Origin of the sequence: Brevibacterium gallinarum, from assembly GCF_014836885.1 — a bacterium.
Lineage (GTDB): Bacteria > Actinomycetota > Actinomycetes > Actinomycetales > Brevibacteriaceae > Brevibacterium > Brevibacterium gallinarum.
The window spans coordinates 308,685-329,951 of record NZ_JACSPY010000001.1 but is presented as its reverse complement, the minus strand read 5'-3'; the positions used below and the strand labels follow the sequence as shown (position 1 = coordinate 329,951).

The 21,267-nt window shown below is 68.1% G+C and carries 17 protein-coding genes; 5 read left to right on the top strand and 12 right to left on the bottom strand.

Annotated elements, in window-relative coordinates; all coding sequences use genetic code 11:
• Positions 1-15 precede the first annotated feature (15 nt).
• From H9634_RS01670 to H9634_RS01645, 6 genes are all read right to left on the bottom strand, one after another.
• A complete protein-coding gene (locus tag H9634_RS01670; RefSeq protein WP_191725083.1) occupies positions 16-612 on the bottom strand; it encodes a CG0192-related protein in 597 nt (198 codons plus the stop codon).
• Positions 613-660: 48 nt separating this feature from the next.
• Positions 661-1,446, bottom strand: coding sequence for an FAD-dependent thymidylate synthase (gene thyX, locus H9634_RS01665; RefSeq protein ID WP_191725082.1), 786 nt, complete (start codon positions 1,444-1,446; stop codon positions 661-663).
• A 37-nt stretch (positions 1,447-1,483) separates the two neighbouring features.
• Positions 1,484-2,551: a lipoate--protein ligase family protein gene (locus H9634_RS01660; protein ID WP_191725081.1), complete on the bottom strand. Its 1,068-nt coding sequence runs from the start codon at positions 2,549-2,551 to the stop codon at positions 1,484-1,486.
• A 158-nt stretch (positions 2,552-2,709) separates the two neighbouring features.
• The gene (locus tag H9634_RS01655) at positions 2,710-4,107 is read right to left on the bottom strand and encodes an MFS transporter (RefSeq protein ID WP_191725080.1); all 1,398 of its coding nucleotides are present in this window, start codon (positions 4,105-4,107) and stop codon (positions 2,710-2,712) included.
• Between the two features lie 413 nt (positions 4,108-4,520).
• On the bottom strand, positions 4,521-5,618 hold the full coding sequence (locus H9634_RS01650; RefSeq protein WP_191725079.1) for a branched-chain amino acid aminotransferase: 1,098 nt from the start codon (positions 5,616-5,618) through the stop codon (positions 4,521-4,523).
• A gap of 110 nt (positions 5,619-5,728) precedes the next feature.
• Positions 5,729-6,772: a 3-isopropylmalate dehydrogenase gene (locus tag H9634_RS01645; RefSeq protein WP_191725078.1), complete on the bottom strand. Its 1,044-nt coding sequence runs from the start codon at positions 6,770-6,772 to the stop codon at positions 5,729-5,731.
• Between the two features lie 130 nt (positions 6,773-6,902).
• On the opposite strand from H9634_RS01645, the gene H9634_RS01640 reads away from it, so the two are divergent.
• The 4 genes from H9634_RS01640 (at position 6,903) to efeB (ending at position 11,469) form a co-directional block, all read left to right on the top strand.
• Positions 6,903-7,754 carry an HpcH/HpaI aldolase/citrate lyase family protein gene (locus H9634_RS01640; protein ID WP_191725077.1) on the top strand — a complete coding sequence of 284 codons (852 nt, stop codon included), beginning with the start codon at positions 6,903-6,905 and terminating at the stop codon, positions 7,752-7,754.
• Positions 7,755-7,982: 228 nt separating this feature from the next.
• Positions 7,983-8,837 carry an iron uptake transporter permease EfeU gene (efeU, locus tag H9634_RS01635; RefSeq protein WP_191725076.1) on the top strand — a complete coding sequence of 285 codons (855 nt, stop codon included), beginning with the start codon at positions 7,983-7,985 and terminating at the stop codon, positions 8,835-8,837.
• Positions 8,838-8,893: 56 nt separating this feature from the next.
• Positions 8,894-10,108: an iron uptake system protein EfeO gene (gene efeO / locus H9634_RS01630; protein ID WP_191725075.1), complete on the top strand. Its 1,215-nt coding sequence runs from the start codon at positions 8,894-8,896 to the stop codon at positions 10,106-10,108.
• Entirely contained in the window at positions 10,105-11,469 is a 1,365-nt protein-coding gene (gene efeB / locus H9634_RS01625; protein WP_191725074.1) for an iron uptake transporter deferrochelatase/peroxidase subunit, read from the top strand. Before efeO ends, efeB begins: the two co-directional genes overlap by 4 nt.
• Positions 11,470-11,685: 216 nt before the next feature.
• On the opposite strand, the gene serA is transcribed toward efeB, so the two are convergent.
• From serA to H9634_RS01600, 5 genes are all read right to left on the bottom strand, one after another.
• Positions 11,686-13,278, bottom strand: a complete 1,593-nt coding sequence (gene serA, locus H9634_RS01620) for a phosphoglycerate dehydrogenase (RefSeq protein WP_191725073.1) — start codon at positions 13,276-13,278, stop codon at positions 11,686-11,688.
• Between the two features lie 260 nt (positions 13,279-13,538).
• The gene (locus H9634_RS01615; RefSeq protein WP_191725072.1) at positions 13,539-14,828 is read right to left on the bottom strand and encodes a GNAT family N-acetyltransferase; all 1,290 of its coding nucleotides are present in this window, start codon (positions 14,826-14,828) and stop codon (positions 13,539-13,541) included.
• A 241-nt stretch (positions 14,829-15,069) separates the two neighbouring features.
• Positions 15,070-16,098 carry a ketol-acid reductoisomerase gene (ilvC, locus tag H9634_RS01610; protein ID WP_191725071.1) on the bottom strand — a complete coding sequence of 343 codons (1,029 nt, stop codon included), beginning with the start codon at positions 16,096-16,098 and terminating at the stop codon, positions 15,070-15,072.
• A gap of 188 nt (positions 16,099-16,286) precedes the next feature.
• Positions 16,287-16,796, bottom strand: a complete 510-nt coding sequence (gene ilvN, locus H9634_RS01605; protein ID WP_191725070.1) for an acetolactate synthase small subunit — start codon at positions 16,794-16,796, stop codon at positions 16,287-16,289.
• The gene (locus tag H9634_RS01600; protein ID WP_225210497.1) at positions 16,793-18,556 is read right to left on the bottom strand and encodes an acetolactate synthase large subunit; all 1,764 of its coding nucleotides are present in this window, start codon (positions 18,554-18,556) and stop codon (positions 16,793-16,795) included. Before H9634_RS01600 ends, ilvN begins: the two co-directional genes overlap by 4 nt.
• A gap of 328 nt (positions 18,557-18,884) precedes the next feature.
• Here H9634_RS01600 and H9634_RS01595 point away from each other — a divergent pair, with 328 nt between their 5' ends.
• Complete coding sequence (locus H9634_RS01595) at positions 18,885-20,189, top strand: methyltransferase domain-containing protein (RefSeq protein WP_191725068.1); 1,305 nt, start codon at positions 18,885-18,887, stop codon at positions 20,187-20,189.
• Positions 20,190-20,223: 34 nt separating this feature from the next.
• On the opposite strand, the gene H9634_RS01590 is transcribed toward H9634_RS01595, so the two are convergent.
• Entirely contained in the window at positions 20,224-21,228 is a 1,005-nt protein-coding gene (locus tag H9634_RS01590; RefSeq protein WP_191725067.1) for a C39 family peptidase, read from the bottom strand.
• Positions 21,229-21,267 lie beyond the last annotated feature (39 nt).

Here is a 21,267-nt window from a genome sequence, read left to right as displayed (position 1 = left end):
TTCACGCGGCTGCTCTCAGACCAGACGCATGAGCTCGACCGGCTCGGACTGCCCGTCCCACGTCGCCATCAGCATGCCGGGTCCGGTCTCGGCACCGGAAAGCTGGTCGGCTTCCAGGAGACGGGTGACGTTGAGGTCGGCTTCCTCGACGGCCTTGATTGCGGCATCCCAGCCGGTGCCGCGGGCGTCGGCGATGTCAGTGCGCGGACCGGGGTTGTCGCCGTCGACGATGATCTCCTCAGCCGAGGTGTCCGCCTCGGCGATGGTGCGGCGGGCCTGCTCGACGAACACCGGGTCGGCCACGGCGTCGTAGACCCAGCGCTTGCCGAGCACCGAATGCTCCATCGTTGTGATGAGCGCATCCTCGGCCCCCTCCAGCGGGGCACCCCGGTAGGTGACAGGCACCTGGTAGATCGGCCCGTCGGCATTGTCGGCGGAGCGCACGAGGTGCATCTCGATGCCGACCTCGCCGGCCGGATCGTCGAACCGGTAGCTCGTCACGACCTCCAGCGGCACCTCGGCGTCGAGGCCGGACCACTCCTGGCTCGGCAGCCAGGTCTGGACGAGTTCGAGCTTGCCGGGTGAGAGTTCTGCATCGTACAGCTGTGCCATGGCGGCTCCATATCTCTGGTCAGCGGGTGATCACCGCATCGGAATCGGTCAGGCCTTGCGGGTGCCGGGCAGCCAGGCACCGTCTTCGATCGAATAGTCGGCGAAGATCGCCGGTGCCTCGGCCTGCATGATCTCAGCGATCTTGCCGAACACCAGCCGGATCTCCTCCTCGGCGCCAGGGGCGGTGCGCATCTCGACGACGTGGCGCAGGGAGCGCAGGTTCGCCGTGTAGACGATGCCGGTGCCCAGGCCCTCGGGGGCGAAGCGGCGCATGAAGGAGGTCATGTGCTTCTTGTGCGCGAACTTCGTGCCCTCCTCATCGAGCTTGAAGTGCTCGCTCATCCACTTCTGATGCTCTTCGAGCGTGTCGAGGACGGCAAGGCAGCGTTCCATCAGTTCCTCGTCCTCGCGCGCCCAATCAGGGAACCAGAACGGGATCTCCTCCAAGCGCACATAGCGCAGCGACTCCTGCGAATACGCGCAGCCGGCGCGGTGCCGGATGAGCTCGTGGGTGAGGACGCGGGAGACGTTGTGCAGCACGAAGGTGTAGTTGGCGTGTTCGAGCACCGACCCGTGCTGGGAGGAGATGACGTTGCCGAGGTACTGGGCCGAATCCGTGCGCACCCGCCCGACATTGGGGTTGAGTCCCGGCTCCCAGGAGCGGTAGCACATGCGTCCGGAGAACTCGACGAGGTCCTCGCCATCAGGGCTGTCGGCGTCTGCGACGCGCTCGGACCAGGAGCTGCCGCCGACGTCGGCGAGGTAGATGTTGATGGCCTCCCAGTCGATCTGGGGGCGGGCGATGAGCTCAACGGAGGGTTCGACGTGGCGCACGGTGCTCCTTCGGTGACGTGGCGGGCTTGGGGTCAGTCTACGGCACCCGATGCGTCCACTTCTCGGTGCCGAACTTCGTCTCGACAAGCTCTTCTGCGCGGGCGAGTTCGGCCTCGGTGATGGTGTCGCGTTCGGCACCGTACATGCTGGTGAACGTCTCGATCATGGTCTCGATGATGTGCTCGCGGCTCGACCCGGTCTGACGCCTGAGCGGGTCGACGCGCTTCTTGGCGCTGCGCACGCCCTTGTCCGACATCTTCGCCTCGCCGATGCGCAGCACTTCGACCATCTTGTCGGCATCGATGTCGTAGCTCATCGTTGCGTGGTGCAGCACCGTTCCCGAGGTGAGGCGCCGCTGGGCGGCCCCGCCGATCTTGCCGCCGGTGGAGGTGATGTCGTTGATCGGCTGGTACCAGGCGTCGACGCCCTCGTTGGCGAGCGCGGCGATGACCCAGCGGTCGAGGAACGCGTAGGACTCGGCGTAGTCGAGTCCGGCGATGAGGGTGTCGGGGACGTACATCGAGTACGTCACGCAGTTGCCGCCTTCCATGAACATCGCTCCGCCGCCGGAGATGCGGCGCACCACGTCGATGCCGTGGCGCTCGACGCCCTCAGGGCGCAGCTCGTTGACGTAGGACTGGAAGGAGCCGATGACGGTGGCTTTGTCCTCCCATTCCCAGAACCGCAGGGTCGGCTGTCGGTTGCCGGCGTCGACCTCGGTGAGCAGCACTTCGTCGAGGGCGACGTTGACGCGGCTGGGCAGGACGGGGCCGTGGATGACCTTCCAGTTGAAGTCGGTGAAGTTCGCCGCCTGGGTCAGGGCCCGGCGGACGACGGTGGCGATGTCGCCGGTGGAGAAGCCGTGCAGCTGCAGCGACTCGCCGAATTCGGCAAGCGCGGCGTCGAGGCGGGCGATGAGTTCGTCGCGGGTCGCGGAGACCGGTGCGCCGGTCAGGGCCGGGCCGATGGAGAAGTAGGCGTCTTCGGGTTCGAGGAAGAAGTCCCCGGAGATCTTCGCGGCGGTGATCGCCTGACCGTCGGTGTCGATGTCGGCGACGACGAGTTTGCCGCCGATGACCTTGTGCTCTGCGTGGAAGCTGCTCATGTTCCCACGCTATCGCGCATCGGCCCCATCCTGCTGTGGTGCCGGCCACAGCCGAGGCGGAACGCACCTCGGGAGCGGAACCCACGCCTCGGACACGCAGCCCGCACCTCGGACACGGGGCCCACACCTCGGGCACAGCACCCACACCTCGGGCGCGGTCAGCCGACTTCCCGGCCGGTGGTCTCATGGGCGAAGAGGGCCATCACCGTCACGGCGATGACGGCGAGCGCGCCGGTGAGGACGAACGTCCAGGTCAGGCCGAGCAGCGGCCACATGATGGAGCCGAAGATCATCGGCGCGATGCCGGTGGCCACCCGGGAGGCCGAGGACGCCCAGCCGAAGCCGGAGCCGCGCAGGCGGGTGGGGTAGAGCTCGGAGACGTAGGTGTACAGCGCCGGGACGGCCATCTGGATGAAGAAGCCGAAGGCGAGGATGCTGACCTTGGCGAGCAGGTTGAGCTCGGTGCCGGACTGGCCCAGCGCGATGGCGAAGACGACGAGGGCCGCGGCGGCCACCAGCGAGGTGGTGCCGAGCATCCACTTGCGGCCGGTGGTTTCGATGAGGACGACGGAGACGATGACGCCGAGGATGCCGATCGCGGTCATCTGGCCGGTGACGAGGAAGGCGGCCTGGTCGCCGAGGCCCTGTTCGCGCAGGATCTTCGGCAGCCAGGTCAGGGCCGCGTAGTACAGCAGCAGCACGGAGACGAACAGCAGCCAGGCGGTGATGGTGATGCGGCTGGAGTAGCGCCACAGTTCGGCGATCTGCCCGGAGGCCGCCGAGAGCGATTCGGCCAGGCCCTTGCGCGGGGGCAGCGGTTCGATGGCGTCGTGGCGCCATTCGGTGACCGGGCTGCCGGTGCGCTCGACGAGGCGGGCGAGCACGGCGTCGGCTTCGTCGCGGCGGCCGGCGGCCATGAGGTACTTGGGCGATTCGGGGATGAAGAGGCGCACGAAGACGATGAGCAGGGCCGGCAGCACCATGACGAGCATGATGTGCCGCCAGTCGCCGAAGCCGAGGATCCAGGCGGAGACGAAGGCGCACAGGGTCACGCCGACCGGCCACCAGCCGTCCATGGCAGTGAGCACGCGGCCGCGGTGCTTGCGCGGGGTGAACTCGCCGACGAGCGCATAGTCGACCGGGATCGCCCCGCCCAGGCCGAAGCCTGCGAGGAAGCGGAAGACGAGGAACAGGCCGATGTTCGGGGCGAAGGCGCCGGCGATGGTGAACAGGGAGAAGAACAGCAGGGTCAGTGTGAAGGCGCGTTTGCGGCCGATGCGGTCGGCGATGCCACCCCACACGACTGCGCCGAGCGCCATGCCGATGAGGTTGGCGGTGGCGATCCAGGCGGCCTGGCCGATGCTGAGGTTCCAGTGGTCGGACAGCAGTGGGATGAGGAAGCCGTTGAGGGCGACGTCCCAGGCGTCGAACATGAAGCCCAGGCCGCCGATGAGGAAGATGGCGCCCTGCGTGTGCCACTTCCACGGCAGGGTGGCGAGGACTTCGTCTGCTGTCGGCGCCTCCGGGGCGGTGGCGCGGTCATGGGTGATCGGCATGAGGCGAATCGTACTCTTTTGCACAGGTCTGAGCAAAAGGGGTGGTGGGCGAGGTGCAGGGGCTGAGGTGTGGCGGGTGGAGTGGGGCGCGGGGCCGGAGTGAGGCCGGGGGCCGGAGCGACGCGCGGGGCCGGCCGCGGCCGGCTGCGGCGGGCTGGACTGAAAAGTTAGTAAAGCTGTTCATGGTTTAGGGCCTCGAAACCATGAACAGCTTTACTAACTTTCACCAGGGGCGGCTTGCGGTCGCCAGGGACCGCTCGCCATCACCTGGGACGGCCTGTTGTCACCAAGGGCCGCACGCCATCAGCAGAGATCCCTCGCCCTCACCCGGGACGACTCACCATGACCAAGGACGACCCTTAAGACCCAGACACCAGCCTCGACTCCGCAGCCCTGACCAGGGAAACCCCGGCTCAGCCGTCGGCGAGCTTGTACAGCCAGCCGTAGGTGTCCTCGGCGCGGCCGTACTGGATGTCGAGCAGCGTCTTGCGCAGCGACATCGTGATCTCGCCGGGCTCCTCGCCGTGGTCGATGGTGAAGTCATCGGAGACGAGCTTGCCGATCGGGGTGACGACGGCAGCGGTGCCGCAGGCGAACGCCTCGACGATCTCACCGGCGGCGTGGCGCTCGCGCCACTCGGCCAGTTCGATCTTGCGCTCTTCGACACGGAGCCCCAGCTGCGGGGCGAGTTCGAGCACCGACCGGCGGGTGACGCCGTCGAGGATCGAGTCGCCGAGCTCCGGGGTGATGAGGGTGTTGTCGCTGGTGACGAGCATGAGGTTCATGCCGCCGAGCTCTTCGAGGTACTTGCCCTCGGCCGCGTCGGTGAACAGCACCTGCTGGCAGCCATTGGCCGCAGCCTCGTCACCGGCGGCCAACGAGGCGGCATAGTTGCCGCCGCACTTGGCGAATCCGGTCCCGCCGGCGCTGGCGCGCTTGAGGGTGCGCGACAGCCAGATCGACACCGGCTTGATGCCGCCGGAGAAGTACGGGCCGGCCGGCGAGGCGATGACGTAGTAGTCGACCTCGTGGCTGGAGCGCACCCCGAGGAACCGCTCGGAGGCGATCATGAACGGCCGCAGGTACAGCGACACCTCATCGAGATCGTTCTTCGGCGCCGACACCCAGGCGGCATCCACTGTGACGAGCTCGGACAGCGAGGCGAGGAAGTCCTCCTCGCTCAGCTGCGGCAGGGCGATCCGCTCGGCGGAGCGAGCGAGCCGGGCGGCGTTGAGCTGCGGGCGGAACGTCCAAATCGAACCGTCGGCGTGCCGGTAGGCCTTGAGACCCTCGAAGATCTCCTGCGCATAGTGGAAGACCGCAGCGGCCGGGTCGAGGATGATCGGACCGTAGGGCTTGACGGTGTGGGCGTGCCAGCCCTGGTCGCGCGTGAAGCGGATGTGCGACAGGTGGTCGGTGAAGTGCTCGCCGAAGCCAGGCTTCTCCTTGATCGCCTCTCGCACCAGCTCCGGAGCCGGCTGCATGTTCTTCAGAATCTGAAATTCAGTCATCGTCGCTTTCCGATTCGTCTGGTGCTCAACGTCATGTGGGATGAGGCACACTGTAGCGCCTCGTCTCCTAGGTTATGGCATCGGCCCGCTCCCGAGGCGGTGGCTGGGCCTCAGCCGCCGATCCGGGCGGCGATCGCGTCGCCGACCTCTGCTGTGGTGCGCTTGGCCTCGCCGCGTTCGGCGAGGTCGGCTTCGACGGCGGTCTGGATGGACTTCGCCACGACCTCCATGCCGAGGGTCTCGGCCATGAGGGCTGCCGAGAGGATCGCGGCGGTCGGGTCGGCGATGCCCTGCCCGGCGATGTCCGGGGCCGAGCCGTGGATCGGCTCGAACAGGCTCGGGGCGGTGCCTTCGACGTTGAGGTTGCCGGAGGCGGCCAGGCCGATGCCGCCGGTGACGGCTGCGGCGAGGTCGGTGAGGATGTCGCCGAAGAGGTTGTCGGTGACGATGACGTCGTAGCGGCCCGGGTCGGTGACCATGTAGATGGTGCACGCGTCGGTGTGCTCGTAGTTGACGGTCACCTCGGGGTAGTCGGCGGCGACGTGTTCGACGACTCGGCGCCACAGATGCCCGGCGTGGACCATGACGTTGTGCTTGTGCACGTAGGTGAGCTTCTTATTCCTGGCCCGGGCCTTGGCGAAGGCGAAGCGCACGGTGCGCTCGACGCCGTACCAGGTGTTGACCGAGACTTCGGTGGCGACTTCGTGGACGGTGTCCTGGCGCAGGTTGCCGCCCTGGCCGGTGTAGGAGCCCTCGGTGCCTTCGCGCACGACGAGGAAGTCGATGTCGCCGGGCTCAGCCAGCGGCGAGCGGGCTCCTGCGTAGAACTTCGAGGGCCGCAGGTTGACAGCGTGTTCGAGGCCGAAGCGCATCTTGAGGATGATGCCGCGTTCGAGCACACCGGAGGGCACCGATGGGTCGCCGCAGGCGCCGAAGTAGATCGCGTCGTAGTCGCGCAGCTGGGAGAGTTCGTCATCGGTGAGGGTCTCACCGGTCTCGTGCCAGCGGCGGGCCGATGCCTCGAAGGTGGTGGTGTCGAGGGTGACGGGCTCGCCGGCGGCCTCGATCGCCCGGTTGAGGACTTTGAGGCCCTCGGGCACGACTTCGGTGCCGATTCCGTCGCCGGGCATCACTGCGATCTTGTGCGTCGTCATGGGGATCCTTCCTCGCGTAGCTCACTGCCACCCTATGAACGCGTCTCATATGACGACTTGCCGTCTTGCATCCTGAACACGGTGCGCTGGGGAAGTGACCGACGCGCATTTGCTTCGTAGACTCACCTGCATGGCTCACTCTCTGCGCAACACGCGCGCCGCGTCCCTTCCAGCAAAGCTCAGCCGCTCCTGGCTGCTCATCAATGCCGCCAAGAAGGAGACCTTCGAGGCCGCGCAGACCTCGGAAGCCGATTCACTCATCTACGACATGGAAGCCGCCGTCCCTGCCGACAAGAAGGGCCTGGCCCGCGACAACGTCGTCGCCGCGCTGGACAACGGCATGGGCGGCTGGGTGCGTGTCAACTCGATGGGCACCCAGGAGTGGGAGGACGACCTCGCCGCCCTCAACGGCACCCCGGGCCTGCGCGGCGTCATACTGCCCAACACCGAACGCCCTGAACAGGTCACCTACACCGCCATGCGCGCCGGAGCCGGCGTGCCGGTGCTCGCGCTCATCGAGACCGCCCGCGGGATCGAGAACGCCACCCGCATCGCCGAGGCGCCGGGCACTTTCCGGCTGGCACTGGGCACCAATGACTTCCGCAAGGACACCGGTGTCGCCGATGACCCGATCGCCTTGGCCTATGCCCGCTCCCGCCTCGTGATCGCCACCCGCGTGGGCGGGCTGCCCGGCGCGATCGACGGGCCGAGCCCGGTCGGCGCCGACACCGACCAGGTGACCGAGGACTGCTCGTGGACGATGAAGATGGGCATGACCGGCAAGCTCGTCATCGACACCGACCAGATCCAGACGCTCAACACGGCCTTGGCGCCGAGCGAGGACGACCGCGCATGGGCGCGCAATATGCTCGCCGAGGCCGAGAGCACCGACGACATCGTCGACGGCTCCTACCTGCCCCGCCTGGCACGCGCGAAGAAGATCGCCCAGCTGGCCGATTCCTACGGCCTCTGGAACGCCTGATCGCCACTGCCGAAAGGCCGGTCGCAGCTTCTGCGGCCGGCCTTTCGCATGCGTGAGCGGCGTCACACCTCATTCAGCTGGACAATTGAATGAACATGAGCTTAGCCTTACCTCATTAGTTAAGTCTGACCGATGCCGCCGAGTCGCTGTCGATCATGCGCCGGCCCTTTCCGGCACATCTTCTGCAGTCTGTGCGCCGGCCGGGTGTCAGGAGAAAGAAGCACCGCCATGCTGCAGAACTTCCTCATCGGCCTGCGCGAGGGCCTGGAGGCCGCGCTCATCGTCGGGATCCTCATCGGCTACCTCCGCCGGATCGGGCACACCCGCGCGATCGGGCTCATGTGGATCGGCATCGGCATCGCGATCACCGTCTCCGTTGTCTTCGGCGCGATCCTCACCTTCGGCCCCTCAACCCTGACCTTTGAGGCACAGGAGGCGCTCGGCGGTTCGCTGTCGATCATCGCCGTCGGCTTCGTCACCTGGATGGTGTTCTGGATGGCCGCCACCGCCCGCAACCTCAAAGGCAGTCTCGAATCCGATCTCGAGCGCGCCCTCGAAGGGTCCGCCTGGGGACTGATCCTCGTCGGTGCGCTGTCCGTCGGCCGCGAGGGCCTGGAGACCACCCTGTTCCTGTGGGCGGCCACCCGCTCGGCCACCAGCGGCGTGGCTGCCGCCTGGTCTGCCGTCGGTGCGGCACTTGTCGGCATCGCGGTTGCCGTTGTGCTCGCCTGGCTCATCACCCGGGGGCTCATCCGCATCAACCTCGGGAAGTTCTTCACCATCACCGGTGGGTTCCTCATCATCATCGCCGCCGGCGTGCTCGCCTACGGCATCCACGACCTGCAGGAGGCCGGTATCCTGCCCGGCCTGCACGCTCTGGCCTTCGACGTCTCACATGCCATCCCGCCGACCAGCTGGTACGGCACCCTGCTCAAGGGCGTCTTCAACTTCTCCCCGGCCACCACATGGCTGGAGCTCATCGCCTGGTGGACCTACGTCGGCATCGTCATGCCGATCTTCATCGCCCGGGTCCGCCACAGACCCCGCACCCCGGCACCTGCCGCCGTGCCCGCGACCGCCTGACCGGCGGCCCACCACAGCCTCACTCCGACCTGCCCGCATTCTGCCTGAAGGACACCATGAACCGTCGTCACATCCTCCTGCCCGCCGCTGCCGCCGGCCTCGGCGCGCTGCTGCTCACCGGCTGCGAACCCAACAACCCCTCAGATGCCAGCGGCTCCGACCGGATCGCCGTCACCTCCAGCGAGAAGGAATGCCAGGTCGCCGCCACCGAGGCACCAGCAGGCACCATCCGGTTCACGGTCGAGAACACCGGCTCCCAGGTCACGGAGTTCTACCTGCTCGGCGAGGACGGTCTGCGCATCATCGGCGAGGTCGAGAACATCGGCCCGGGCCTGAGCCGCGACCTGACCGTCACCGCCCCGGAGGGCAAGTACTTCACCGCCTGCAAGCCCGGCATGGTCGGCGACGGCATCCGCGGCGATTTCACCGTCACCAAGGCCGAAGGCGGCGGAGCCGAAGTCTCGGCTGATGACCAGAAGCTCAAGGATGAGGCCACCGCGCAGTACTCCGCCTACGTCAAGGACCAGACCGAGCAGCTCATGACCGGCACCGAGGACTTCGCGAAGAAGTACAAGGCCGGTGACGACGATGCCGCCCGCAAGCTCTACGCCGCAGTGCGCATGCACTGGGAGCGCATCGAACCGGTCGCCGAATCGTTCGGCGATCTCGACCCACAGCTCGACGCCCGCGAGGCTGACCTCGAAGAGGGCCAGGAGTGGACCGGCTGGCACCGCATCGAAAAGGACCTGTGGCCGCCGCAGAAGGGTGCCGAAGGCACCGGCGCTGATACCGCCGGCGGTTCGGACTCCGGTGAGTACCAGCCGATGAGCGATGAGGAGCGCACACAGATCGCCGACAAGCTCGTCGCCGACACTAAGACCCTCTACGACCGCACCCGGAACATGGACTTCACTGCCGACCAGCTCTCCAACGGCGCCAAGGAGCTCCTCGACGAGGTCGCCACCGGCAAGGTCACCGGCGAGGAGGAGTTCTGGTCGCACACCGACCTGTGGGACTTCCAAGCCAACGTCGACGGCGCCCGCATCGCGTATGAGAACCTCAAGCCGCTGCTCGACAAGCGCGATCAGGACCTCTCGGAGAAGCTCACGGTGCGCTTCGACAAGCTGCAGACGCTGCTCGACCAGCACAAGAAGGGCGAGGGCTTCAAGCTCTACACCGAGCTGAGCAAGGACGAGGTCAAGGAGCTCTCCGACGCCGTCAACGCCCTGTCCGAGCCGCTGAGCCAGGTGACGGAGAAGGTCATCGAATGACCCCGCCCACCCGCTCCTCCCCCACCTCAGGTGCGGGTCCCACCTCGGGTGCCGGCCACGCCTCGGGCACCGGCCCCGAGGCGGTCGGCACCTCCCAGCCGCGCCGCGGGATCTCGCGGCGGGCCGCGCTCGGCTTCGGCGCCGCGACTGCCGCCACGGCAGCCGGCGCCGGGGCACTGGGCTGGTTCGGCCGCGGCGCTGCCGAGGCCCGCTCTGGCCCGCGCCCGGAGGACCAGATCGTCGAGTTCTACGGCGAGCATCAGGCCGGCATCACCACCCCGGCCCAGGACCGGATGTGCTTCGCCGGGCTCAACGTCACCACCGACAGCGTCGATGAGCTCAGACTCCTCCTCAAGGACTGGACGGCAGCAGCGGCCCGGATGACCCGCGGGCAGGAGACCACCGAGGGCGGGTTCGACGGCGGCAGCTACCACGCCCCGCCCGAAGACACCGGCGAGGCCTTCGGCTTAACACCGGGGCATCTGACGATCACGATCGGCTTCGGCCGCTCGCTGTTCGTCGACGCCGAGGGCAAGGACCGGTTCGGGCTCAAGGACAAGCTGCCCGAGGCGCTCGTTGAGATGCCGCACTTCCCGGCCGATGTGCTCGATGAGCAGCGCTGCAACGGCGATCTGTGCATTCAGGCCTGCGCTGATGACCCGCAGGTCGCCGTGCATGCGGTGCGCAATCTCATTCGGCTGGGCTTCGGAACGGTGTCGACGAAGTGGATGCAGTTGGGCTTCGGCCGCACCTCCTCGACCTCGCAGGCGCAGGAGACCCCGCGCAACCTCTTCGGCTTCAAGGACGGCACCGCCAACATCATGGCTGAGGAGACCGACCGCCTCGATGAGCACGTGTGGGTGCGCGACGGCTCCTGGATGGACGGCGGTTCGTATCTGTGCGCCCGCCGCATCCGGATGATCTTAGAGACCTGGGACCGGGAACCGCTCGGCGGCCAGGAGGCGATCTTCGGGCGCACCAAGCGCGACGGCGCTCCGCTGTCCGGCGGAGGCGAGTTCGATGCCCCGGACTTCGACATGCCCGGGTCGAACAACCAGCCGGTGATCGCGACCGATGCCCACGTCCGCCTCGCCCACCCGTCCCAGAACGGCGGGGCGGCGATGCTGCGCCGCGGCTACAACTACGCTGATGGCACCGATGCGCAGGGCAATATCGACGCCGGCCTGTTCTTCATCGCCTTCGTCTCCGATCCGCGCACCGGCTTCATCCCGATCCAGAACCGGCTCGCCCGCGAGGACGCCCTCTCGGAGTACCTCAAGCACACCGGCTCGGCGATCTTCGCGATCCCGCCCGGCACCGCGGAGGGCGGCTATATCGGCCAGTCGCTGTTCGACAGCTGAGCTGACAGCTGCGCCGCCGGCTCAGCCGACAGCCCGACCGGCCGCTCGACCGCGCCTCAACCGGCGACTGGCTCCGGCCCAAGACTCCTCACTCCCGCTCCCCGGCACCCCGGTGCCGTCCCCACACAACGGCAGGACGCCTCGGGCACGGTGGAGATCCGTTCCCGAGGCGTCCTGCCGCAGGTGCCCGGCGGCCGGTGACCGGCCGGTCGGGTGTCAGTCCTCTTCGAGGCAGACGGCGGTGAACTGGGAGGCGTCGACGGCGCCGGCAAGCGCGTTGACGGTCTCGGTCGGGATCGCGCGGTCGACGGACATGACGGCCAGCGCCTCGTCACCGGTGGAGCTCGGCGAGACCTGCATGCCGGCGATGTTGACCTCGTTGCGGCCGAGGGCCTGGCCGAACATGCCGATGATGCCCGGGCGGTCCTCGTACTGGAAGATGAGCATGTGGTCAGCCAGCGGCATCTCCATCTCGAACCCGTTGATGCCGGTGAGCTTCTGCACCTGCTTGGGCCCGGTGAGGGTGCCGGAGACCGAGACGCTGGAGCCGGCCGAGGTCGCGGCGGTGAGCGTGATGACGTTGCGGAAGCCCTCGACGACCTCGCTGGTGCGCAGCTCAACACCCACGCCGCGCTCCTCGGCAAGCATCGGTGCGTTGACGTAGGAGACGGGTACGGACACGACGTCGCGGAACAGGCCCTTGAGGGCTGCGAGCTTGAGGGCGGAGACGTCCTTGGAGGAGATCTCTCCCTGCACGCTGACGGTCAGGTGGGTCACTGAGGAGTCGGCCAGTGCGGAGGTGACGCGGCCGAGGCGTTCGACGAGCGGGATGCCCGGGCGCACGTCGGGATCGATGGCCCCGCCAGCGACGTTGACCGCATCGGGCACGAGCTCACCGGAGAGCGCCAGGCGCACCGACTTGGCCACGGCCACACCGGCCTTCTCCTGCGCCTCGACAGTCGAGGCGCCCAGGTGCGGGGTGACGTTGACGCAGTCCTGCTCCATGAGTGCGGAGTGCTCCGGCGGCTCCGTCGCCCACACGTCGATGCCGGCACCGGCGACCCGGCCGTCGGCGACGGCCACGGCGAGTGCCTCTTCGTCGACGATGCCGCCGCGGGCGACGTTGACGATGCGCACCCCCGGCTTCGTCTTCTCGAACGCCTCAGCTCCGATCATGCCGATGGTCTCCGGGGTCTTGGGCATGTGCACGGTGATGAAGTCGGAGCAGGCGAACAGCTCGTCGAGCTCCATGACGGTCACGCCCATCTGCGCGGCGCGGGCCTGCGTGATGTAGGGGTCGTAGCCGACGAGCTTCATGCCGAAGGCGCGGGCGCGCTCGGCCACCAGCCCGCCGATCCGGCCGAGGCCGATGATCCCGAGCGTCTTCTCGTACAGTTCGACGCCGGTGAGCTTCGAGCGCTTCCACTCCCCTGCCTTGAGCGAGGAGTTCCCGGCGCCGAGGTTGCGGGCCGAGGCGAGGATGTGGGCCATCGTGAGCTCGGCGGCGGAGGTGATGTTCGAGGTCGGCGCGTTGACAACCATAACGCCGGCGCGGGTGGCGGCAGGCACGTCGACGTTGTCGAGGCCGACGCCGGCGCGGGCGATGATCTTGAGGTTGGGTGCGGCGCTGATGGCCTCTTCGTCGAGCTGGGTGGCCGAGCGGATGAGGATCGCGTCGACGTCGGCGATCGCGGCGAGCAGCTCGGCGCGGTCGGCTCCGTTGCAGTGGCGCGTTTCGAAATCGGGTCCCAGGGCGTCGATGGTGGCAGGCGACAGATTCTCGGCGATGAGCACCACAGGCTTGGTCACATTTCCTCCTTGCAGCGGCGCCGGCTCGTAAGCGTCGCGATGTTCCAGATGAGTCAGGCTGCCGCGCCCGCGTGCGTGCAGGGCCGACGGCATGCGCTTCCTATCGTAGTGACCCCGTGCGCGGGCGTTAGCAAGGGGTCACATGATAAGAACGGCTCACCGGCGCCGAGGCGGTGCTCACCTGGACCGAGGCTGGTCTCACCGTTGCCGAGGCGGTGGACGCCTCGGGCAAAGTGGCGGCCACCTGTCTGCCGGGCGGCTCAGAATCCGTTGGGTCCGTACGGGGCGCGCTCGAGGGCGAAGAGCTCCCGGGCGCGCACGGCGGCGTCCTCGGTGTGCTCGGTGATCCGGCCGGCGCGGGCGAGGATGACCGGGTCGGCACCGCCTAAATAGATCGAGCCGAGTTCGGCGACGCCGAGCTCCAGGTCGACAGCGTGCGAGGCCGAGACCGCCTCGACGGTGGCCGATCCACCGGAGGCGGTGATGGAGAACGTGCCGTCGGCGAGGTTCATGTCATCGCGCACCCGGATCGTCAGCTGCCCGGCGACCGGCCACGGGCGGGCTTCGAGGGCCTTCTCGACGTCGAGGACGCGCAGCCATACGGCGTCGTGCTGGTCCTTGATCTTGACCCGGCGCGGATTGTCGACCAGCCACGGCAGCGGCGACGTCTGGGCGGCCTCATCGTAGACGACGCGGTCGACGAGGTCGATGGCCGCGACGAAGGCCCACAGCGAGGAGTAGGCGGCATCCGAGACCGCGATCAGGTCGATGACCTCGACGGTCGGCGGGTCGGTCTTCCAGCCCTTGAACTTGTAGCTGACGTAGCCGTCAGGGTTGCCGTCCTCGTCATAGTGCAGGGCCGCACGCACATCGCGGTCCTCTTCACCGGTCTCGGGGTTGACGGTGCCCGAGGCCATGTCGACATAGGCCTGCTGGCGCTCGATGGCACCGGGTGAGCGCCGCATGAAGCGCTCGTAGACCTGCGGGGCGAGCTCGGTCAGCACCGAGGCCGGGCACATCTCGACGCGGCGATCGGGTTCGCAGGCGAGCTTGAAGCCCGGGGAGGTGTCGATCTCGACAGTCGACATCCATGTCGAGGTGCCGAACCCGAACCGGGTGTAGATGCCGCCCTCGGTCACGGTCAGCGCTGCCAGCGGGTATCCGGCTGCCTTCGCCTCGGTGAGGTTGGCGGTCATGAGCGAGCGCAGCAGCCCGCGCCGCCGATGGGTCGGGCGCACCGTCACCCAGGTGATGAGGTGGGTGGGGATGAGGCGGCCGCCGCCGACGTTCATCTTCTTCTCGAAGTGCGCAAACGTCGCCACCGGGGTGAGCGGCTCATAGGCATACGGCAGGTTCTGGTCGGCGTAGACGGCCGTGAGCACCCGCTTGTCGGCGATCGTGCGGCGGGCCTTCTTGACCAGCGCCTCGTCAGTGAGCTTGCGGTCATGGAACCCGGCGGTGACGATCTGCAGGTAGGCCGCGGTCTGCTCGTCCGGCACACCCTTGTCGTCGACGACGGGCTCGAAGGTTTCGAAACGGTAGTTAGTCACGACACAACACTAGCCGAACCTGGCGCCCCTGCATCCGAAAACCGGCCACCGCTTCGGGCACGGCCCCCGCCTCGGGCACGGCCTCCGCATCGGGACCGGTCCCCCACCTCGGGGCCGGCCACGGCCTCGGCAGCGGCGAGACAGCTGTGGCCCGGTCCATGCGAACCGAGCCACAGCTGTCGACTGTCAGCATCCGGCAGAGGCTTTCACCAGCCTCAGCCGCTCACGCAGCACCGTTGGATCAGCGGGCGGCGGTGCCTTCGGTGTAGTCGTCGTCGGTGTCCTTGAGCCAGGCGAACATCTTGCGCAGCTCCCGGCCGGTCGACTCGATCGGGTGCTTCTCCTCCTTGGCGCGCAGCTCGTTGAACTCCTTGGCGCCGTTCTTCTGGTCGTCCATGAAGCGCTGGGCGAAGGCACCGGACTGGATGTCGTCGAGGACGGCCTTCATGTTCTCCTTGACCTCCGGGGTGATGACCCGAGGGCCGGAGACGTAGTCGCCGTACTCGGCGGTGTCGGAGCAGGACCAGCGCTGCTTGGCGATGCCGCCTTCGACCATGAGGTCGACGATGAGCTTGAGCTCGTGCAGCACCTCGAAGTAGGCGATCTCCGGCTGGTAGCCGGCCTCGGTGAGGGTCTCGAAGCCGTACTGCACGAGGTGGGAGACACCGCCGCAGAGCACGGTCTGCTCACCGAACAGGTCGGTTTCGGTCTCCTCGGTGAACGTCGTCTTGATCGCACCGGCGCGCAGGCCGCCGAGGCCCTTGGCGTAGGAGAGCACGGTGTCCCAGGCCTTGCCGGATTCGTCCTTCTCCACGGCGACGAGCACGGGCACACCGCGGCCGTCGACGAACTCGCGGCGCACGACGTGGCCGGGGCCCTTCGGGGCGACCATGATGACGTCGACACCCTCGGGCGGGGTGATGTAGTCGAAGCGGATGTTGAATCCGTGGGCGAAGACGAGCGTGTCGCCGGGGCTCAGCTGGTCCTTGATCTCGCTGTTGTAGATGTCGGCCTGCACCTGGTCGGGGGTGAGGATGACGACGACGTCAGCCCACTTCGCAACCTCGGCCGGGGTGCCGACTTCGAGTCCCTGCGCGCTGGCCTTGTCGCGGCTCTTCGAGCCTTCGGACAGGCCGATGCGCACGTCGACGCCGGAGTCGCGCAGGCTCAGTGCGTGGGCGTGGCCCTGCGAACCGAAGCCGATGACGGCGACCTTCTTGCCCTGGATGACGGACAGCTCAGCATCGTCGTCGTAGAAGCGCTCTGCCATGGGATTCTCCTTGTGTTGGGGTCTGGTAGTGCTGATCAGCGGCGGGATCGCCCGCCGCCGGGTCTTGTCTCAATCGTAGTGCCGGAACCTGAGACGGATGCCTGGGTGTCCGGATTCTGTCAGGTGGTCTCGTGGTGCTTCCGTGCCCTGGGCGGTCGTCCCGTGCCCGAGGCGGTGGGCGTCTGGTCTCACACGCGCGGGGCCCGGTCGGTCATCGACTTCGATCCCCGGCCGATGGCGACCGTGCCCGATTGCACGATCTCCTTGATGCCGAAGGGTTCGAGCACCTGGCGCAGCGCATCGAGCTTGCTGCGCTCTCCGGTTGCCTCCACACAGATGGTGTTCGGGCCGACGTCGACGATGTGCCCGCGGAACATCTCGACGGCACTGGCGATCTGGGGCCGGGCGGCAGCGTCGGCCCGGACCTTGAAGATCATGTGCGCGCGCCGGACCGAGGCCTCGGGTTCGAGCTCGACGATCTTGATGACGTTGACGAGCTTGTTCAGCTGCTTCGTCACCTGTTCGAGGGCGACGTTGCCGACGTCGACGACGACGGTGATGCGCGAGAGCTCCTCGCGTTCGGTGGTGCCGACGGCCAGGGAGTGGATGTTGAAGCCGCGCCGGGCGATGAGGCCGGTGAACCGGGTGAGGACGCCCGGCTTGTTCTCAACGAGCACGGAGAGGGTGTGACGGCTCATGCCTGACCTTCCTCCTCTTCCTCTGCCCCGAAGTCCGGGCGCAGATCGCGGGCGTACTGGATCTCGTCGTTGCTGACACCGGCAGCGACCATCGGCCACACCATCGCATCGGGTGGGACGGTGAAGTCGATGACGACCGGTTTGTCGTTGACCTCAAGGGCCTGCTCGATGGCGGCGTCGACGTCGTCGTTGCGTTCGACCCGCAGGCCGAGGGCGCCGTAGGCTTCGGCGAGCTTGACGAAGTCGGGCACGCGCACGGTGTTGTGGCCGGTGTTGAGGTCGGAGTGGGAGTAGCGACCGTCGTAGAACAGCGTCTGCCACTGCCGGACCATGCCGAGTGAGGAGTTGTTGATGATGGCGACCTTGATCGGGATGTTGTTGATGACGCAGGTAGCGAGTTCCTGGTTCGTCATCTGGAAGCAGCCGTCGCCGTCGATCGCCCACACCTGCCGGTCGGGTTCGCCGACCTTCGCACCCATGGCCGCCGGCACCGCGTAGCCCATGGTGCCCAGGCCGCCGGAGTTGAGCCAGGAGCGGGGCCGGTCGTAGGTGACGAACTGGCTGGCCCACATCTGGTGCTGGCCCACACCGGCGACGTAGACGCCTTCGGGTCCGGTCAGTGCTGAGATCCGCTCGATGACGTACTCGGGGTCGCACAGGTCTTCGCTGTTGTGCTCGTAGCCGAGCGGGTAGGTGTTCTTCCACGAGTTGAGCACCCGCCACCAGGCCTCGTAACCGGTTTCGAGCACCTCGGGCTGCTGTTCGCGCAGCTCGCCGTGCAGCTGGCGCAGCACCTCGGCGGCGTCGCCGACGATCGGCACATCGGCCACCCGGTTCTTGCCGATCTCGGCTGGGTCGATATCAGCGTGGATGATCTTCGCCCGCGGGGCGAAGGAGCCCAGGTCGCCGGTGACGCGGTCGTCGAACCGGGTGCCCACGGCGATGAGCAGGTCGGCCTTCTGGAAGGACGCGACGGCTGCGACGGTGCCGTGCATACCCGGCATCCCGAGGTGCTGCTCATGGGTGTCGGGGAAGGCCCCGCGCGCCATGAGGGTGGTGACGACCGGGATCTTCGTCGCCTCGGCCAGGGCGAGCAGCTCCTCTTCGGCTCCGGAGCGGATGACGCCGCCGCCGATGTAGAACACCGGCCTGCGGGCGCCTGCGATGAGCCGGCCTGCCTCGCGGATCTGCTTGGCGTGCGGCTTGAGCACCGGGCGGTAGCCCGGCAGCTGCGGCTCTTCCGGCCAGACATAGGGTGCTGTGCTGGCCTGGGCGTCCTTGGTGATGTCGACAAGGACCGGCCCTGGGCGTCCGGTGGAGGCGATGAGGTAGGCGGAGACGATCGCCTGCGGGATGTCCTCGGCGCGGGTGACGAGGAAGCTGTGTTTGGTCACCGGCATCGTCATCCCGACGATGTCGGCCTCCTGGAAGGCGTCGGTGCCGAGCATGTTCGAGGCCTGCTGGCCGGTGATCGCCATGATCGGCACGGAGTCCATGTGCGCATCGGCGATCGCGGTCACGAGGTTCGTCGCCCCGGGTCCAGACGTCGCCATGCACACGCCGACCTTCCCGGTGGCGGCGGCGTAGCCTTCGGCGGCGTGGCCTGCGCCCTGTTCGTGGCGGACGAGCACGTGGTTGATCTTCTCAGAGTCGAGCAGTGGGTCGTAGGTCGGCAGGATGGTGCCGCCGGGAAGCCCGAAGACCGTGTCGACGCCGAGGCGCTCTAGGGTGCGCACGACTGCCTGTGCGCCGGTGAGCATCTCCGGTTCGTGATAGTCGCTGCGCCTGGCCGGGGCGGCGTGCGCCGGGCTCGGCGTCGGCGGCTGCGGAACGGCCTGTCGGGCCGGTTGCGGTGCCGGGGCGTGGGATCCCACGGGGACTCCTTCGGTCTGATCATGAAAAACGCCCCGTACCGGTTCGGTATGGGGCGCGCGGATCGTCGTCAAGCGACAGCTTACGGGTGAACCGCGCGCTGCATAATGAGGACGACGAGAAGGTTGTTCATGGCCTTCATCTTTCCCGCCGGCGATAGGCATGTCAAATGCCGGCCGCTATCGTCCGCATCGTGGGACGACTATGATTGCGGTGATGGAATGCACTCATTACGACGCCGGTCGATGCCGGTCCTGCACCCTCCTGCCGCTGCCCTCCCTAGTCCGGGTGCAGCGTTCGCAGGATGAGATCGCGCGCCTGCTGGCGCAGGCGACCACCGCCTCGGACACGGTGCCGGCCACCACCTCGGGCACGCTGCGGACCAGCACCTCGGGCACGGTGCCGACCATCGCCTCGGGCGAGGCGACCGGCATCCGCTGGCTGCCGCCTGCCACCGGCCCGGATGCCGGCTTTCGGAACAAGGCGAAGATGGTCGTCTCCGGCACTGTCGACGCCCCCGTGCTCGGGATCCTCGACGAAGCCGGTGCCGGCATCGACCTGCGCGACTGCCCGCTGTATCCGCAGGCGATCCACCGGCTGCTCGATGCGGTGCCCGCACTCATCCGGCGCGCGCAGATCCCGCCCTATGACGTCGCACGCCGCCGCGGCGAGCTCAAACACCTCATCGTCACCGTCAATGACGCCGGCGAGCTCATGGTGCGGTTCGTGCTGCGCACGCCCAAGCCGGTGGAGCGGATCCGCGAGCATCTGAGCGTGCTCACCGCAGCGGTGCCCGGGGTGCGGGTGGTGAGCGCGAACATCCACCCGCAGCACACCGCGCTGCTCGAAGGCGCTGAGGAGATCCACATCGCCGGCGACCGGCACCTGCTGATGCGCCAGGGCCGGGTGACGCTGCAGGTGCTGCCGCGCTCCTTCGTGCAGACGAACACGGCGGTGGCCGGGCAGCTGTACGAGCAGGTTGCGGCGTGGGCTGATGAGATCGAGGCCCGGCGCCGCCCGGGCACTGGGGGCACCGGCGGTCCCGGATCGGCTGACGCCGGCACTGGCGCCGGTCCTGACGCCGGCGACCTTCGAATCTGGGACCTGTACTGCGGCGTCGGCGGGTTCGCGCTGCACCTGGCCGCGCCGGGGCGCGCAGTCACCGGGGTCGAGGTCTCCGCTGAGGCGATCGCCTCAGCGGAGGCAGCCGCCGCCGAGGCGGGACTCGCCGCCGATTTCATCGTCGCCGATGCCGCCGACTGGGCCGGTGAGCAGGACGTACTGCCCGATGTCGTCGTGGTGAATCCACCGCGGCGCGGGATCGGGGCACTGGCCGGCTGGCTGGAGGACTCCGGGATTGCCGATGTCATCTACTCCAGCTGCAATCCCCGCTCACTCGCCTGGGACCTCAAGCACATGCCCAGCTATCAGGTGACGGCAGCCCGGATGCTCGATATGTTCCCTCACACCGCCCATGCCGAGGTGGTGGTGCAGCTGCGGCGCACGGCGGAAGCAGCCTAGTCACTTACCCGACGCGCCGTGCCGCTTCCGGTGCTCAGCGGCGGGCAAGCCGATAGACGAGGCCACCGGAGCCCTCGGCTGACAGCCACGCTCGTTCGAAGGCCTCCCGCGGATAAACTGCGCGCACACCGTCGGCGATCGCCCGGCCGGGATCGTGGACGCGGACATCGCCTGCGGCGGTGACGCCGGTGATGATGAGCAGATGACCGGCCGTCGGGTAGCCGGCCTGGGGCAGCTGTTCGGAGGTGAAGGACACGGAGGCGATGAGCACCTCCCCTGCCGCCAGCAGCTCCTCGGCCTCCCGCATGCTGGCCAGCGCGTCGAGCCGTGCGTCGAAGCCCTGCCCGTTGGCCCAGGCGACGTTGAATGCCCAGTTCCCGGCACCGCCGTACGTGCGATCCCACACTCCGCGGATCGTCGGGGGGACGCGGTCTGCGGCGTCCTCACCGGCGGGACGCGACATTGCGGGGTCGTCCAGCCCGGCGTGTGCGCCGCCTGCGGACAGCCATTCCATCACCATCGTCAGCGACGTCGGTGAGCACCAGCTGTCGGCCTGCGCGAAGCCGTCGAGCACACCGCAGGCGTGCTGGCTGATCTGCGGCAGCCGGTGCTCGATGTCGATGCCGCGCGGAGCCGAAGCAGTGATCTCCGCACGCGGCCGGGCTGGCGTGCGGGTGAGGGCATCGATCCAGTGCACAGTCACAGGTGCCGCAGGTGCCCTCGCGGCAGGCACTGCCCGGACTGCCAGATCGACGACCCGGGCCGGGCCGCCGAGTGCGGCGGTGTCGACGATGACGGTGTCGGCGTCGGTGCGCAGACCGTGGACCTGCTGGGCGGTCAGCGTCGTCGACTCCCCGGTCCCCTGACTCGACCAGGAGGCCACGGTCACCCAATCGGAGAACGCGCCGGTCACCTCGGCGGCGGCGCGCACCCGGATCTCGGCAGTGATGCCCGGCGGGGTGTCGATGTGCCAGAACGGGATGATCTGCGTGCACGGCTGCACGTGCAGGCGCACCGTGTCCGCGGTCTCGGAGCTCATGCCGGCCAGCGTATCCGACGCCGCCGTCTGCGCGTGCGC